We start from the raw sequence: 14564 nt of genomic DNA on the forward strand, positions 1-14564 counted from the left end.
TTCGATTAGCGTTTCTTGAGCGCATCCACTCACCCGCTTCCGCCGTCTTTCGCACTCGTACGCCTCATTTATGCTTTCAGAGTTTTCGCTGATAGACCGCTTCTTCGCGCGCCGCGCGTCGGATTCGACCTACCCGCAGCGCGCTGCCTTGGGCATCGGCGACGATTGCGCGCTGCTTGCGCCGCCCGCTGGGGAGATGCTCGCCATTTCGACGGACATGCTGGTCGAAGGCCGCCACTTCTTTCCCGACGTCGATCCGAAGGCGCTCGGTCACAAGGCGCTCGCCGTCAATCTGTCGGACCTCGCGGCGATGGGCGCAAAGCCGCAGGCGTTCACGCTCGCGTTCTCGCTGCCGAAAGCCGACGCCGACTGGCTGTCCGCGTTCAGCGACGGTCTCTTCGAACTCGCCGGGCGCCATGGCTGCGAACTGGTCGGCGGCGATACGACGGGCGGGCCGCTGAATCTGTGCATCACCGTATTCGGCTCGGTGCCGCCGCAGAGCGCGCTGCGCCGCGACGCCGCGCAGCCCGGCGACGACATCTGGGTATCCGGTACGCTGGGCGACGCGCGTGCGAGCCTCGGCGTGCAACGCGGCGAGTGGTCCGCGGATGCCAGCGACGCTGCGACATTCCGCCGCGCCATGGAGTTGCCCGAACCACGTGTCGCGCTGGGTCTGGCGTTACGCGGGATCGCGCGCGCCGCGCTGGATATTTCCGACGGCGTGGCGGGCGACCTGATGCATATCCTCGAACGCTCGCGCGTGAACGCGACCGTCGACGCCGACGCGCTACCACGGTCGGACGCGCTGCGCCGTCTCTCCGCGGACATCCAACGCCGCTGCACGATCGCGGGCGGCGACGACTACGAGTTGTGCTTCACCGCGCCGCCCGCCGCGCGCGCCGAAGTCGTTGCAGCGGGTCAACAGGCACGTTTGCCCGTGACGCGCGTCGGTACAATAACTCCGCTCGATGCGGCCGACGCCATGCCCGCGATCTCGTGGCACGACGCGTCAGGCGCTCCACTTACATTGACGTTGCAAGGCTTCGATCATTTCCATGCAGAATGAATCCTCGCTTGGCCCGGCCGGCAGTTTCTCCGACGCGCCAACAGGCGGACAGCCCGGCCCATCCGGCGGCACACCCGACGGCAAGCCTGAAGGAGCGTCGAACGGCGAGCCGCGCGCGCCGCGGCCCCGCCGCGCGACCGCGCGCTTCATGCTGTCACATCCGTTGCATATCTTGTCGCTGGGTTTCGGCAGCGGCCTGTCGCCGATTGCGCCCGGCACGTTCGGCACACTCTTCGCGTGGGCATCGTTCGCTGCGTTCAGTGCGCAGTTGACCGTCATCGAATGGGGCATTCTGATCGTCGTCGGTTTTGTCGCGGGCATCGGCATTTGCAGCTTCACCGCGAACCGGCTCGGCATTGAAGATCCGTCGCCCGTCGTGTGGGACGAGATCGTCGCGTTCTGGCTGGTGCTGCTGATGGTGACGCCCGCCACCTTCACGGGACAGCTGTGGGCGTTCATCGTGTTCCGCTTCTTCGACATGGTGAAGCCGCCGCCCATTCGTTATTTCGACCGCAGACTGAAAGGCGGCTTTGGCATCATGTTCGACGATCTCGTCGCGGCGTTCTTCACGTTGCTCGTGATTGCGCTCTGGCGGATGTCGGTCTGATCGTTTCCTGCGTTTCCCGCGTTTTCCTTATCCCGAGCCCAGCATGACTACCGATTCCGTCGTTCACCAACTCGCCATTCGCGCCGGCAACCGTCTGCGCGACGAGCGGCTGATGCTTGCCACGGCTGAATCCTGCACGGGCGGCATGGTCGCGACGGCCATCACCGATATTTCCGGCAGCAGCGGATGGTTCGAGCGCGGCTTCGTCACGTACTCGAACCAGGCCAAGAGCGAGATGATCGGCGTGCCGCCCGATCTCATCGAGAAGCACGGCGCCGTGTCGGAGCCGGTCGCGCGGGCGATGGTCGAAGGCGCGTTGCGCAATTCCCGCGCGCAGGTCGCGCTGTCGATTACGGGCGTGGCCGGCCCCGGCGGCGGGACGGAGACGAAGCCGGTCGGGATGGTGTGCTTCGGATGGAGCAACCGGCTGCATACCGTCGTCGAGACGCTGGTGTTCAAGGGCGACCGCGAGCGCGTGCGCGTGCAGGCGGCGACGCACGCATTGCGCGGGCTGTTGACCTTGCTCGACGAACGCGAGCGTTGAGCTTCCTCATTCCCGACTACGGCAGGAAATCATGGCCCGTCATATCGCCCGCGACGAACTGATTCGCCGCTTCGATTTGCAGCCGCATCCCGAAGGCGGCTTCTTTCGCGAGACGTACCGCTCGGCCGGCGCGATCCGCCGCGAGGGTTCCGCCGATTCCCGCTCCGCCTCCACGGCGATCTACTACCTGCTTTGCGACGGCGCGCACTCCGCGTGGCACCGCATCCAGTCGGACGAAGTCTGGCATTTCTACGCGGGCGATCCGCTCAACGTCTATGTGCTGGAAGACGACGGCTCGCTCACGGTGCATCGTCTGGGCAACGCGATTGAAGATGCCGGCTGCGTGTTTCAGGCCGTCGTCACGTCCGGCCGGTGGTTCGCCGCACAGTGCGACGATGTGGCGGGCGTTGCGCTCGTCGGCTGCACGGTCGCGCCGGGGTTCGAGTTCAGCGAGTTCGAGATCGCGGATGTCGACGCGCTGGTGCGCGAGTATCCGCGGCACCGCACGCTGATCGCGAAGTTAGGGCCGGCCCGCGCTTGACCGGGGCCGCCCTGCGCAGCACTAACGCCGCGCCTTAGCGAAACGCGTTGATACGGTCGCGCGTATCCTTCGCGGCCTGCGCGGCGGCTTCGACCCAATCGTCGCCCTTGCCCGCGTACAGAATCGCGCGCGACGAGTTGATCAGCATGCCCGTGCCCGCTGCCGTGCGCCCTGCCCGGACCGTCGCTTCGACGTCGCCGCCTTGCGCGCCGATACCGGGAATCAGCAGCGGCATGTCGCCGACAATGCCGCGCACCACTTCGATTTCCTTCGGGAACGTCGCGCCGACCACCAGACCCAGTTGCCCCTTCGCGTTCCACTTTTCCGCCGCGAGCCGCGCGACAGTCTGATACAGCGGACGGCCTTCCGTCTCCAGAAACTGCAGGTCCGAGCCGCCCGGATTCGACGTCCGGCACAGCACGATCACGCCCTTGCCGTCGTGCTCCAGGTACGGCTCGATCGAATCGAAGCCCATGTACGGATTCACCGTGACGGCGTCGGCGCGATAACGGTCGAACGCTTCGCGCGCGTATTGCTCGGCCGTGCTGCCGATATCGCCGCGCTTCGCATCCAGAATCACGGGCAGGCCGGGATGCTTCAGGTGGATGTGCGCGATCAGTTGCTCAAGCTGCTCTTCGGCGCGGTGCGCGGCGAAATAGGCAATCTGCGGCTTGAACGACGATGCGTAAGGCGCCGTCGCGTCGACGATCTTCTTGCAGAAATCGAAGATCGCGTCAGAACGGTTGGCGTACGCGCCGGGAAACCTGGTCGGCTCGGGATCGAGGCCGACGCACAGCAGCGAATTCGTCGTGTGCCATGCGTGGTCGAGCGTCTGGATGAATGTGGACATAGGAAATCTCGCGGCGCGCGGGTAACGGATGAGCCGCGTATTTTACTCGCGCGGCGCATTGCGGGCCGCATCCGCGATCGGCCCGCTGCCGCTGCCCGCCCTTTATAGCCGCCCTTGATACCCGCCCTGATTGCCCGCCCTTGCTATCCGCGCTTCGCCGCGCGGCCGCCTGCCATCGCGCGCAGTCCTGTGCGCTCGACCGCGAAGCTGAACGAGCGCGCAAGCCGCTGGCCGCGCGCGAGCATCGTCATGCCGTTGTCGGTGGCACCGCCCGGCAGGTTCATCGCGTTGATCGGATGATCGACGGGTTCGAAGCAGAAAAAGTCTTTCGACGGCGGCGTGTAGAGGATGTAGTACTCGGTGCTCGACGACATTGTCAGCGACAGGCGGCGCTTCGGCCACACGACCGTCGCATGGCCGCTCCAGCCGGTGAACGCATGATTGACGAGCGAGCGCGGCAACGGATATGCAACGCCGAACTGCCACGCGGGCGGCACGGGCACATGGCGTACGGGCAGCCAGTCTTCGCCGGACAGCCATAAACCCGCCGCGGCCGCCGACAGTTGCGTGTCAGCATCGCGCACCAGAAACGGATGCACGCCAAGACCGAACGGCATCGCTTCGCGGCCGGTGTTTTCGACTTCGAGCGTGATGACGAGCGTCGAGCCGTCCAGCGCGTAAGTCTGCGTCGCGCGATAAGCGTACGGCTTGCCGTCGCGGCGGTCGAGCGTCAGCGTGAGGTTTTCGGCGTCGGCGGCGGCGATGGTCCAGTTCGCGAGCCAGCCGTCGCCGTGAATCGGCAGCGATTCGCCCGTGCGGTTGCACGGCACGTCGATCGCGCGCTCGCCGAGCATGAACTGCCCGCCGCCGATCCGGTTCGAATACGGCAGCAACGAATAGCAGGCGAGATCGTTCGCGTCGGTGTCTGCATCGACATGACGGCAGCGCCGGAACACGGGCACGAGCGTGCCTTCGTTGCGAAAGTCGAAGCGCGTGACACCACCGCCCAGCGACGGCGCCACATCGAGCCTTAGCAGCGAATTGGCGAGCGTCACGCAGGCGACGTCGGCGGCGCTTCCCGCGCCGACCGCCACCGCGGACGTACTCGGCCCGGCTAGCACGGGCTGCACGGTGGCCGCGAGGCGTGCGCGGCGCGCACGAGATTGTGGAGAAGATGGGACAGCGGAATTCGCGACAGTCATATCACACTCCCACGAGAGGCATCGGACGGCATGATCGGCGCATCGGAGAACAGATGGCTGCTTGTGCGGGCGGCACGTCGTAGCGGCCGCCTCCTGAGTTTTGCTGCGCGCCCCAAAGCCAACTGCGTTCGGGGCGTGGACTACCTGCTTCGGATACTGCCTGAATCTTTTTGTTCGCTTGCCTTACGCGCTGCGCTTCGCCGCAAGCGCGGCAGGCGATCCCTTGAACACCGGCTCCGGCAAACCGCGCCGGCCCTGCGTTGCGACATACACGCCGCCGGCGCGCGTATCGCCTGACAGCGCCTGGGCGTCGAGCCCGACACGCGCGCTCGTCACATACAGCGTGCCGAGTTGCGCGCCGCCCAGCGCGACGCAGCTGGGCTGCACGGTCGGCACGTCGACGCGCTCCGTTTCCACACCGCTCGCGTCGTAGCGCACCACGCGCCGGCCGCCCCACTGCGCATTCCACAGGCCGCCTTCGCTATCGACCGTCGAGCCATCCGGCTCGCCCGTGCTATCCGTCAGCCTCACGAACAGCCGCTGGTTCGCGACGCTGCCGTCCGCGCGGTAATCGCAGGCGCGGATTTCGAGCGTCGGCGAATCGCAGAAGTACATCGTCGCGCCGTCGGGGCTGAACGCGATACTGTTCGAAATCGCGGGCGATGGCAATGCCAGACGTTCGAGTGTCAGATCGTGATTCAGCCGGTAAAACCCGCCGATGGCCTGCACGGGCGACGCTTCGTCCTTCGTGCCGAACACGAAGCGTCCCTGGCGATCGCAACGGCCGTCGTTGACGCGCGTGTTCAAGCCCGGCTCGACTTCGACGATGGACTCGATCTCGCCCGTCGCAAGGTCGAAGAAAGCCAGCCGCGACGCGAGACCCAACAGCATGTAATGCGGATCGGCGCACAACGCGAAAGTCGACAGCCGCTCCGGCATACGCCAGAACGTGCTGCGGCCATCGCGCGGATCGTAACGCCAGAGCCGCGCGCCTTCAATATCCGTCCAGTAGAACAGGCCGCTGCGCGCGTCCCAGGTTGCGCCTTCGCCCAGCGCGCATTTCGAATCGACCAGCAATGCAGCCTGAACGTTGGTGATCGTGTCGCTCATGCCCAGCCTCCATCGACGATGACTTCCTGCGCGGTGATCATGCGGCTGTCGTCGGCGGCGAGGAAGAGCGCCATCCGCGCGAGGTCTTCGGGCAGCAGTTCGGCGTCGATGCACTGGCCCTGCTTGATCGCGAGACGCCCGGCGTCGTCGAGCCACAGGCGCTTCTGTTTTTCCGTCATCACCCAGCCCGGCAGCAGCGAATTGACGCGAATGCCGAAGTGACCGAGATCGCGCGCGAGTCCTTTGGTGAGGCCCTGCACCGACGACTTCGCCAGCGTGTACACGGGATAGCCACCGTTCTTCAACATCCAGCTGATCGAGCCGAGATTGATGATCGAGCCGCGCTGCGCCGCTTTCATGTCGTCGGCGACGGCCTGCGCCGCGAAGAACTGGTGACGGATGTTGACGGCGATGCCCGCGTCGAACGACTCGGGCGTCACGTCTTCGATCTTGTGGCGCTTGTCGTTCGCTGCATTGTTCACCAGCACTTCGATCGGGCCGAGCGCCGCGCGCACGTCGGCGATCGCCTTTTTCAGCGCGTCGATATCGGTCAGATCGACGCGTAGAAACAGCGGTTTGTGACGCGAATCGCCGAGTTGATCGGCGAGCGCGTCGCCCGCCGTCTCGTCGATATCGAAGAACGCGACGCGCGCGCCCTGCGCGACGAAGTGTTCGACGAACGACGCGCCGATCCCCGTCGCGCCGCCCGTAATCAGCACCGTGCGATCCACGAGGCTCGGATAGCGCGCGTAGACGCTCTGTTCTTCACGCGCGTTCGCGTTGGCGGGAGACGACATCGTTCGGTTTCCTTCTTCTGGCGTTGAGCGTAGAGAAAAATCAGTCGCTAATCAGTCACGCGAGCCGCGGTTCTTCAACTGGTCCAGCAGCACCGCCGCGAGCAGGATCGCGCCGCGCACGAGGTACTGATAGAACGCGTCGATGTTCATCAGGTTCATCACGTTTTCGACGGTGCCCATGATCAGCACGCCGATCACGACGCCCGAAATCGTCGCGCGGCCGCCGAGCAGCGACACGCCGCCCAGCACGCACGCCGAAATCACGTTCAGCTCGAAGCCTTCCGCGGCGTTCGGCTGACCCGACGTGATACGCGACGCGAGAATCACACCCGCCAGCGCCGTCACCGCGCCCTGAATCAGGAAGATATAGACGCGCGTGCGTTCGACGTTGATACCCGCGAGACGCGACGCCTCCGGATTGCCGCCGATAGCGAGCGTGTTGCGACCGTACACCGTCGAGTTCAGCATCACGCCGAACACGATGAAGCACACCAGCGTCACCCAGATGGGCAGCGACACGCCGAACATCGACAGGCTGCCGAGCGCGATGAACGTATCCGACGACACGCCCACGGCCTGACCATGCGACACGATGAAGCCGAGGCCGCGCACGATTTCCATCGTCGCGAGCGTCGTGATCAGCGCGTTGATGCGCAGATACGCGATCACCGCGCCGTTGACGAAGCCGATCACCGAACCCGCCACGACAGCGGCGACGATAGCGATGAACGTGTTGCCCGTCGCGTTGAGCACCATCGCGCACAACACGCCGGCAAAGGCGACCGTCGAACCGATGGAAAGGTCGAAGTCGCGCGACGCGAGACAGAACATCATCGTGCACGCAACCATGCCGATCTGCGAAATCGACAGCGCGAGGCCGAGCATGTTCTCGATCGAGAAGAAGTGATCGACGGTCAGCGACATCGTGATGAACATCACGACGAAGATCACGATCAGGCTGTACTCCGTGATCTGCTGCCACCACTTCTGCTTGTCGTTGGCTTGCGGAATCAGCGCTTCAGCGGCGCTCTTGGCGGCCTGTTGCGCGAGGTTTTCTCTGGCTTGCATTTGGTTCACTCCTCCCGTTCCCCACGGGTTACAGGACTGTTGTAGATCCTGTCAGTTACAGATGTCTTGCGGCTTTCGTTTCATCCAGCCGGCGTGCCCGGGCGTTCAGGCCGCCTGCGCCGTCGTCGAGCTCTTCGGCAGCGCGAGGCTCAGCACCGATTGCTCGGTGGCGGCGCTACGCGGCAGCTCGCCCGAAATGCGCCCCTGGCGCATCACGAGAATCCGGTCGGACACGCCCAGCACTTCCGGCAGTTCCGACGAGATCATCACGATCGCGCAGCCGCGCTCGGCCAGCTCATAAATCACGTTATAGATTTCGTGCTTCGCGCCGACGTCGATGCCGCGCGTCGGCTCGTCGAGAATCACGACGCGCAGATCCGGCTCGGCCAGCCAGCGCGACAGAATCGCCTTCTGCTGGTTGCCGCCCGAAAGAAACCGGATTTTCTGACGGCGGCTCGGCGTCTTGATCTTCAGCAGCTTGATGAAGCGGTCAGCCGTTTCGGCTTCCTTCTTGCGATCGAGAAACAACCCCGCCTTCAGATAGTGACGGCGGCAGCTGATATTGATGTTCTCCGCCACGGAAGCAATCGCGACGATGCCTTCTTCCTTGCGGTCTTCCGGGCACAGCACGATGCCCTGGCGAATCGCTTCGCCCGCGCTCTTCACCTTGATCGGCTTGCCGTCGAGCACCAGTTCGCCGCCCTTCCTCGGATCGTCGCCGTAGATCAGGTGCATCAGTTCGCTGCGGCCCGCGCCCACCAGCCCGAAGAAGCCGACGATCTCGCCGCGCCGCACCTCGAAGCTCGCCGGTTCCGTCAGCGGTTTGCCTTCGATGTTCTTCACCGAGAAGCGCACTTCGCCGAGTTCGCGCGGCCGGTAGCCGTAGATGTCCGAGATTTCGCGGCCGACCATCTCGGCCACGATCGTGTCGCGGCTCACGCCTTCCAGCGTCGGATGCGACGCGACCTTGCGGCCGTCGCGGAAAATCGTGCACGCGTCGCACAGCTGATAGATCTCGTCCATGCGGTGCGAGATGTAGATCAACGCGCGGTTGTCGGCGCGCAGATTGCGCACCAGCTTGAACAGCACCTCGGTTTCGCGGTGCGACAGCGAACTGGTCGGCTCGTCGAGCGCGATCACGCGGGCGTTGCGCATCAGCGCCTTGCAGATTTCGACCATCTGGCGTTGCGCGATGGAGAGCTTGCGCAGCTTCGCATTCGGATCGAGATCCACGCCCATCGCCGCGAGTTGCTCGCGCACGTAGCGCTTCGCGTCGGCCTTCTTCACGAAGCCGACCGTGTTCGGCAGGCGGCCGAGCAGCAGGTTCTCCGAGACCGTCAGATCGGGCACGTACTGCAGTTCCTGGTGAATCACCGCGATGCCCGCGCCAATCGAGGCGCCCGCATTCGCGAACCGCACCTCGTTGCCGTCGATCATCATGCGGCCGGAATCCGGCTGATATTCACCGCCGAGAATTTTCAGCAGGGTCGATTTCCCTGCGCCGTTTTCGCCCATCAGGCCATGCACCTGGCCGGCGTGCACGTCGAAAGAGATGCCGTCGAGCGCACGCACGCCTGGAAACACCTTGCCGATATTGTCAAAACGCAGCGTCGCTGACACTTTGCCTCCTGTTGCTTCGATTGAACCTTCGTTCATGCCGCAGCCGTTAGCCCGGTGCGGCGTTCACGATGGCTTGCCCCTCTGCTTCTGAACCGTTCCGTGCCGCACGCCCCGCCGATCACGGCCGGGGCGCGCGGCGCGTGAGTGCCGCTCATGTGCACTCACACGCGTGCGTCGCGCTTACTTCGATGCGAGACCCATCTTTTCACGCACTTCGCCGACGTTGTCGCGCGTGGCGAGCATGCCCGTCGTCAGCGTGAGCTTCGGCGGTTCCTTGCCTTGCGTGATCCACGAGTACATCAGTTCCGACGTCTCTTCGCCGTGGCGCTTCGGGCTGATGATCACGGTGCCGAAGAAGCCAGTCGGGTTCGGCTTCTTGAACTCGTTCAATGCCGAGTCCGAGCCGCCAATGCCGATGCCGATCATGTTGTCGGCCTTGAAGCCGCGGCCTTCCGCTGCGCGCACGGCGCCGAGCACGGCTTCGTCGTTCAGGCCGTAGGCGACCCAGTGCTTGAAGTTCGGATTCTTCGTCAGCGCGATGTTGGCTGCGTTGAACGCGTTTTCCGTGTCGGTCTTCGCTTGCGGCGCGGCGATGATGTTGGCCTTCGGGAAACCGGCGGCGATCAGCGCGTCGGTGGCGCCGGCCGTGCGGTCATGCGCCGTCGGCAGCTGTTCGTAGGTCACGTCGATTGCGCCGACGTCCTTCATGTCCCAGCCGCGCTTCTTGATTTCAGCCGCGATGCCTTCGCCAACCTGCTTGCCGATGTTGTAAGCCGAGATGCCCATGTGCGGCACCGATTCGATCGGCTTGCCTGCGCCGTCGACGAGGCGGTCGTCCACCGTCATCATCTTCAGGCCGTCAGCCTTCGCCTTCGCGACGATGCCCGGTCCGAGCTTGACGTCCGGCGTGCAGATCACGAAGCCTTGTGCCTTTTGCGCAGCGAGGTTGTCGATTGCGCTCATGACCTTCTCGCCAGAAGGCGCGCCGATCTTCACCAGCGTGAAGCCCTTTTCCTTCGCAGCGGCTTCGGCGAACTTCCACTCGTCCTGGAACCACGGCTCTTCCGGCTGCTTCACGAGGAAACCGATCTTGACCGGGTCGGCGGCTTGCGCAACGGGTGCGTTGAACAGCACCGCCGTCGCCGCTGCTGCCAGCGTGAGGAAAATTCTGCGTTTCATGATGCGTGTCTCCTGACTAATGAGTAACGAGAAGGTTATCGGCCGCGTCTTCTTGTACCGCCACCGACACACGCGGCCAGCGCGTCAGGCGGTTCACACCGTCGCCCCGTGTGCGGAGCGGCTTTGCTGCTTTTTCTGTTCCTTCGCTACTGCTTTGTTCTTTGCTTGTTCAGTCTTTCAGTCGTGGTAAAGCGCAGAGCGCCCGCCATCGACCGTGATGCAACTCGCGTTGATGAAGGGCGCTTCATCCGAGGCGAGAAAGACGGCTGTCATCGCGACTTCTTCCGGCTTGCCGATGCGCTTCATCGGCTGCAGATCGAGCGTCGCCTGCTGCGCGGCGGCGGGATCGGACTGACCGTCCCACCAGTCGCGCGTCAGCTGCGTTTCGATGTAGCCCGGCGCGATCGCATTCACGCGCACGTTGCGCGGCGCGTATTCGATGCCGAGCGCGCGCGTGAGGCCGATCACGCCGTGCTTTGCGACCGGGTACGGGAAGCAGCCCGGAATGATCTTGAACGAGTGTGTCGACGCGATGTTCACGATGCTGCCCGCGCCGCGCTCGACCATGCCCGGCAGCACCGCGCGGCAGCCGTTCCACACGCCGTCCAGATCGACGGCGAAGCAGCGGCGCCAGTCTTCGTCGGTCATCGTCAGCGGGTCGCAAAACACGTTGATGCCGGCGTTGTTCACCAGCACGTCGATCGGGCCGAAGGCGCTTTCGCCTTCGCTCACCGCGCGCTGCACGGACGCGGATTGCGTGACGTCCGTCTGGACGGCGAGCGTCTTGCCGCCCGTTTGCGCGGCGATGTCGGCGGCCGTGCGCTGCGCGGTTTCGATGTCGAGCTCGGCGAGCACGACAGCGGCGCCCTCGCGCGCGAACGCCGTCGCGATCGCCGCGCCGATGCCGCGTCCCGCACCCGTCACCAGCGCGACCTTGCCTTGCAGCCGTTTCATTTCTTCACGCCCGCGCGCGCGATGCGCAGCCCGTTGATGAACGCCTTCGCATGCGAAGCCGTCGTCGTCGCCGGCTGGCCGGGCTTGTACAGCGCCGAGCCGAGTCCGAAACCGTTCGCGCCCGCGGACAGGAACGGCCCCATGTTGTCCGGCGACACACCGCCGACGGGCAGCAGCGGCACGTCCTTGTGAATCACCGCGCGCCACGCCTTCACGACCTGGCAGCCGAGCTGCTCGGCGGGGAACAACTTCAGCACGTCCGCGCCGTTCTTCAGCGCGATAAAGGCTTCCGTCGGCGTCGCGACGCCCGGCGCGCACGCCATCGCGAGCGACTTCGCCGTCGTCACGACTTCGGGGTCGCTGTGCGGCATCACGATCAGTTCGCCGCCCGCCGCCTTCACGTCGTGCACGAGTTCGCCGCGCAGCACCGTGCCCGCGCCGATGATGGCGTCGACGGGCACCGCCTGGCGGATCGCCGCAATGCTGTCGAACGGGTTCGGCGAATTGAGCGGCACTTCGATGATGCGAAAGCCCGCTTCGTACAGCGCGCGGCCGTGGTCGGCGGCATCGGCGGGCGTGATGCCGCGCAGAATCGCGACCAGCGGGCACGCTTCGAACGCGGCCATCAGGCCGGCGTGCGGCTGGTACGGTGCGGGCAGATTCAGATCGAGTGACATGTCGGTTCCTTGGGTTCGTTGCGCGCCGGCGCGGATCTCGTTCAGCTCGCGCTTCGGGTCGCGCTTCAGTTCAACTGAGCGGCGCCCGACGCTTCGCCGACCAGCCCCGCTTGCGCCGCGATGCGCCACAAGCCGCGCTCGGTCGCCTGCTTCACGAGGTCCGCCTGATGGCAACCGAATTGCGCAAGCGCGAGCCGGTAGCGTTCACACAGCGCCTCGTTGCCGATCAGTTGCAGCGCGCTGCCGGCGAGCGTCGAATGCTGTTGCGCGAGCGCCGCTTCGAGGCCGCTCAGTTCGTGGCCGATCAGCAGGCCGGACAGATAATCGGGTTGCTGCTCGCGCGCAAGCTGGCCCGTCAGGCCCAGCGTGCGCGTGCTGAAAATCGTTGCGAGCACGCCGGCGCGGCCCTTGTCGCGCGCAACTCGCACGCCGCGCAGGAATGCATCGGTGTCGGGCTGGTCGGGCGTGAGCATCGTGCGGCCGAGAATCGTGTGCTCGGATAGCGCGGCGAAGACTTCACCCGTCATGAACGTGTCGAAGCGCTCGATCTTCGCGTCGCGCACCATCACCCACTTCGCGTGCGTGCCCGGCAGGCCGATCAACAGGCCCTTGCCCGCCGCCGACGGTCCCGCGCAGGCCAGCGCGCCGAAAATCTGCGTTTCCTCGCCGCGCATCACGTTGGGCAGTTCGCCGTTCTGCAGCACGCCGGGCACGATATTCAGCGGCACGCCGCGCGCGGTCTGCACGCGCACGATGCCGCCGACGAGCGCATCGGCGCTGGCGGGCGCATTCACGTACGGCGCTTCCTTCCAGCCTTGCGCGCTGCCGACCATGCCGGCCGCGATCACGGGCAGCCCGGGCGCGCGGTCCAGCCACGCGCCGACGACGGCATCGAACGCCGCGTCGAAACCGCCGTCCGCCGCCGGGCGCGGCAGATTCATGATGCCCGCCGTCGACGCGCGCGTTTCCAGCACCGCGCCGTTCGCATCGAACAGATAGGCGCGCAGCGACGTCGTGCCCCAATCGAGCGCGATCAGCGCGGCCGATGTGACATTGGCTGTCGCTGCCGCCGTCTGCGCCGGCTGGGCTTGTTCCGTGGACAGGGTCGAACCCGTCTGAGTCATCGTTTGATCCTGCGGGTAGTCGGTTGCGGAACACGCCAGCCCAGTTCTTCCGAAATCGCGCGCGCCTCGCGCTGCACGACGGGAATCAGTTCGTCCATGCGCTCGAGCGACATGTACGGAATCGTGCTTGCGACCGACAGCGCCGCGACGATCGAACCCGACGCGTCGCGCACGGGTGCGGCCACGCAGCGGATCGACGCTTCGTTCTCTTCGAGGTCGAACGTGAAGCCGCCTGCCGAGTAGTTCGTCATGCGCTGCATGAAGGTCTGCTGGTCGGGCCGGTTGTCGGGCTTGAAGCTGACGCCCGCGAGCGCGCGGCGCGACGCGTCGAACAGCGACTGCCACTGGTCGGGACCGAGGTCGAGCATCATCGCCTTGCCGATACCCGTCGAGGCGAGCGGCATCCGGTGGCCGACGCGCGAGCGCATTTCGAGGCCGCGCGTACCGGGAATCTTGTCGATGTACAGCACGTCGTCGCCGTCACGCACGCCGAGGTGGATCGTGTCGTGCGTCAGTTCGGCCAGCGACGCCAGATGCGGACGCGCGACGGTCGTGAGCGGCATCTGCTCGAGCGCGATCGTGCCGAGTTCGATCAGCTTCGGGCCGAGCAGGTAGCCGCCCTGCACCTGGCGCAGATAGCGCGCCTGGACGAGGCTGCTGACGAGCCGGTGCGTCGTGCTGCGCGTCGTGCCGAGCGCGGCGCCGAAGGTGCGCAGATCGCGCACGCCCGCAGCGGCGGCTTCGAGGATCGCGAGGCCGCGCAGCAGCGTCTGCGTGCCGGCTTGCTGCGGCGTGATGTCGAGCAGCGTGCTCGGCAGGCCGATGGTGTCGGCGGGCGGCGTGGGCGCGACCGCGCCGTTGGCGGGACGCGCGGCCGGCTTGCGCGGCGTTTCGACTTCAGGCGCCTCGGGCGCTTCGGACTCGACGTGAGAGGTCATCGCTTTGTTCATGGCGACTGGCAACAGACAAAAGGTGAGTTACCGCGAAATGCCGGCGTGACGGTGCGCGTCGGGCGAGATTCGAAGCTGCGCAAGGTTCGCGCGGGTAAGCGCGAGCGGGTTGTGCAGCAAGGTGCTGGAAGGCATGGCGTGGTGTCTCCGATTTTCGTCCCGCTTCGGTGCGCCGCGCGGCTTGCGCTGGCGACGAGGCGGTGTTTCTGGCCGGTCTCGGCTCGTTGAACCGGATTGTAGGGCGCTTTTTTGAGATTCACCAACATATGAACGTC

General features: G+C 65.6%; 15 protein-coding genes. 4 read left to right on the plus strand and 11 right to left on the minus strand.

The features are described 5' to 3' along the window. Positions 1–70 precede the first annotated feature (70 nt). From thiL to C2L66_RS13755, 4 genes are read left to right on the plus strand one after another with little or no spacing between them, the layout of a single operon-like run. A complete protein-coding gene (thiL, locus tag C2L66_RS13740; protein WP_060599672.1) occupies positions 71–1066 on the plus strand; it encodes a thiamine-phosphate kinase in 996 nt (331 codons plus the stop codon). Beyond that, complete coding sequence (locus C2L66_RS13745; protein ID WP_176053819.1) at positions 1056–1673, plus strand: phosphatidylglycerophosphatase A family protein; 618 nt, start codon at positions 1056–1058, stop codon at positions 1671–1673. The genes thiL and C2L66_RS13745 overlap by 11 nt, the downstream gene beginning before the upstream one ends. Before the next feature lie 43 nt (positions 1674–1716). Beyond that, entirely contained in the window at positions 1717–2217 is a 501-nt protein-coding gene (locus C2L66_RS13750) for a CinA family protein (protein WP_036002584.1), read from the plus strand. A 31-nt stretch (positions 2218–2248) separates the two neighbouring features. Continuing rightward, entirely contained in the window at positions 2249–2758 is a 510-nt protein-coding gene (locus C2L66_RS13755) for a cupin domain-containing protein (RefSeq protein ID WP_060599671.1), read from the plus strand. A 34-nt stretch (positions 2759–2792) separates the two neighbouring features. Here C2L66_RS13755 and pyrF read toward each other — a convergent pair whose 3' ends face one another. From pyrF to C2L66_RS13810, 11 genes are all read right to left on the minus strand, one after another. Then, positions 2793–3608 (minus strand): orotidine-5'-phosphate decarboxylase, encoded by an 816-nt coding sequence (gene pyrF / locus C2L66_RS13760; protein WP_036002577.1) that lies wholly within the window; start codon positions 3606–3608, stop codon positions 2793–2795. A 143-nt stretch (positions 3609–3751) separates the two neighbouring features. After that, on the minus strand, positions 3752–4810 hold the full coding sequence (locus C2L66_RS13765; RefSeq protein WP_060599670.1) for an aldose 1-epimerase: 1059 nt from the start codon (positions 4808–4810) through the stop codon (positions 3752–3754). Positions 4811–4993: 183 nt separating this feature from the next. Beyond that, the gene (locus C2L66_RS13770) at positions 4994–5920 is read right to left on the minus strand and encodes an SMP-30/gluconolactonase/LRE family protein (RefSeq protein ID WP_060599669.1); all 927 of its coding nucleotides are present in this window, start codon (positions 5918–5920) and stop codon (positions 4994–4996) included. Then, entirely contained in the window at positions 5917–6717 is an 801-nt protein-coding gene (locus C2L66_RS13775) for an SDR family NAD(P)-dependent oxidoreductase (protein ID WP_060599668.1), read from the minus strand. Before C2L66_RS13775 ends, C2L66_RS13770 begins: the two co-directional genes overlap by 4 nt. Positions 6718–6768: 51 nt before the next feature. After that, positions 6769–7785: an L-arabinose ABC transporter permease AraH gene (gene araH / locus C2L66_RS13780; RefSeq protein WP_036002564.1), complete on the minus strand. Its 1017-nt coding sequence runs from the start codon at positions 7783–7785 to the stop codon at positions 6769–6771. A 105-nt stretch (positions 7786–7890) separates the two neighbouring features. Next, entirely contained in the window at positions 7891–9405 is a 1515-nt protein-coding gene (gene araG, locus C2L66_RS13785) for an L-arabinose ABC transporter ATP-binding protein AraG (protein ID WP_060602460.1), read from the minus strand. 180 nt (positions 9406–9585) lie between these two features. Further along, complete coding sequence (locus C2L66_RS13790) at positions 9586–10584, minus strand: arabinose ABC transporter substrate-binding protein (protein WP_054929004.1); 999 nt, start codon at positions 10582–10584, stop codon at positions 9586–9588. A 177-nt stretch (positions 10585–10761) separates the two neighbouring features. Beyond that, on the minus strand, positions 10762–11538 hold the full coding sequence (locus tag C2L66_RS13795; protein ID WP_060599667.1) for an SDR family oxidoreductase: 777 nt from the start codon (positions 11536–11538) through the stop codon (positions 10762–10764). After that, complete coding sequence (locus C2L66_RS13800) at positions 11535–12215, minus strand: 2-dehydro-3-deoxy-6-phosphogalactonate aldolase (RefSeq protein ID WP_060599666.1); 681 nt, start codon at positions 12213–12215, stop codon at positions 11535–11537. The genes C2L66_RS13795 and C2L66_RS13800 overlap by 4 nt, the downstream gene beginning before the upstream one ends. Positions 12216–12280: 65 nt before the next feature. Further along, positions 12281–13339: a 2-dehydro-3-deoxygalactonokinase gene (locus tag C2L66_RS13805; RefSeq protein WP_060599665.1), complete on the minus strand. Its 1059-nt coding sequence runs from the start codon at positions 13337–13339 to the stop codon at positions 12281–12283. Beyond that, positions 13336–14289, minus strand: coding sequence for an IclR family transcriptional regulator (locus C2L66_RS13810; protein ID WP_054929008.1), 954 nt, complete (start codon positions 14287–14289; stop codon positions 13336–13338). The genes C2L66_RS13805 and C2L66_RS13810 overlap by 4 nt, the downstream gene beginning before the upstream one ends. Positions 14290–14564: the final 275 nt, after the last annotated feature.

The organism is Paraburkholderia caribensis, assembly GCF_002902945.1.
Taxonomy (GTDB): Bacteria; Pseudomonadota; Gammaproteobacteria; order Burkholderiales; family Burkholderiaceae; genus Paraburkholderia; species Paraburkholderia caribensis.

Bases quoted from the DNA above. Each gene is read 5' to 3' on its own strand.
- C2L66_RS13755 (WP_060599671.1), top strand. From the start codon at position 2,249: ATGGCCCGTCATATCGCCCGCGACGAACTGATTCGCCGCTTCGATTTG.
- C2L66_RS13805 (WP_060599665.1), bottom strand. From the start codon at position 13,339: ATGACTCAGACGGGTTCGACCCTGTCCACGGAACAAGCCCAGCCGGCG.
- C2L66_RS13795 (WP_060599667.1), bottom strand. From the start codon at position 11,538: ATGAAACGGCTGCAAGGCAAGGTCGCGCTGGTGACGGGTGCGGGACGC.
- C2L66_RS13750 (WP_036002584.1), top strand. From the start codon at position 1,717: ATGACTACCGATTCCGTCGTTCACCAACTCGCCATTCGCGCCGGCAAC.
- araH (WP_036002564.1), bottom strand. From the start codon at position 7,785: ATGCAAGCCAGAGAAAACCTCGCGCAACAGGCCGCCAAGAGCGCCGCT.
- pyrF (WP_036002577.1), bottom strand. From the start codon at position 3,608: ATGTCCACATTCATCCAGACGCTCGACCACGCATGGCACACGACGAAT.
- C2L66_RS13800 (WP_060599666.1), bottom strand. From the start codon at position 12,215: ATGTCACTCGATCTGAATCTGCCCGCACCGTACCAGCCGCACGCCGGC.
- C2L66_RS13770 (WP_060599669.1), bottom strand. From the start codon at position 5,920: ATGAGCGACACGATCACCAACGTTCAGGCTGCATTGCTGGTCGATTCG.
- C2L66_RS13790 (WP_054929004.1), bottom strand. From the start codon at position 10,584: ATGAAACGCAGAATTTTCCTCACGCTGGCAGCAGCGGCGACGGCGGTG.
- thiL (WP_060599672.1), top strand. From the start codon at position 71: ATGCTTTCAGAGTTTTCGCTGATAGACCGCTTCTTCGCGCGCCGCGCG.
- C2L66_RS13775 (WP_060599668.1), bottom strand. From the start codon at position 6,717: ATGTCGTCTCCCGCCAACGCGAACGCGCGTGAAGAACAGAGCGTCTAC.
- C2L66_RS13745 (WP_176053819.1), top strand. From the start codon at position 1,056: ATGCAGAATGAATCCTCGCTTGGCCCGGCCGGCAGTTTCTCCGACGCG.
- C2L66_RS13810 (WP_054929008.1), bottom strand. From the start codon at position 14,289: ATGAACAAAGCGATGACCTCTCACGTCGAGTCCGAAGCGCCCGAGGCG.
- C2L66_RS13765 (WP_060599670.1), bottom strand. From the start codon at position 4,810: ATGACTGTCGCGAATTCCGCTGTCCCATCTTCTCCACAATCTCGTGCG.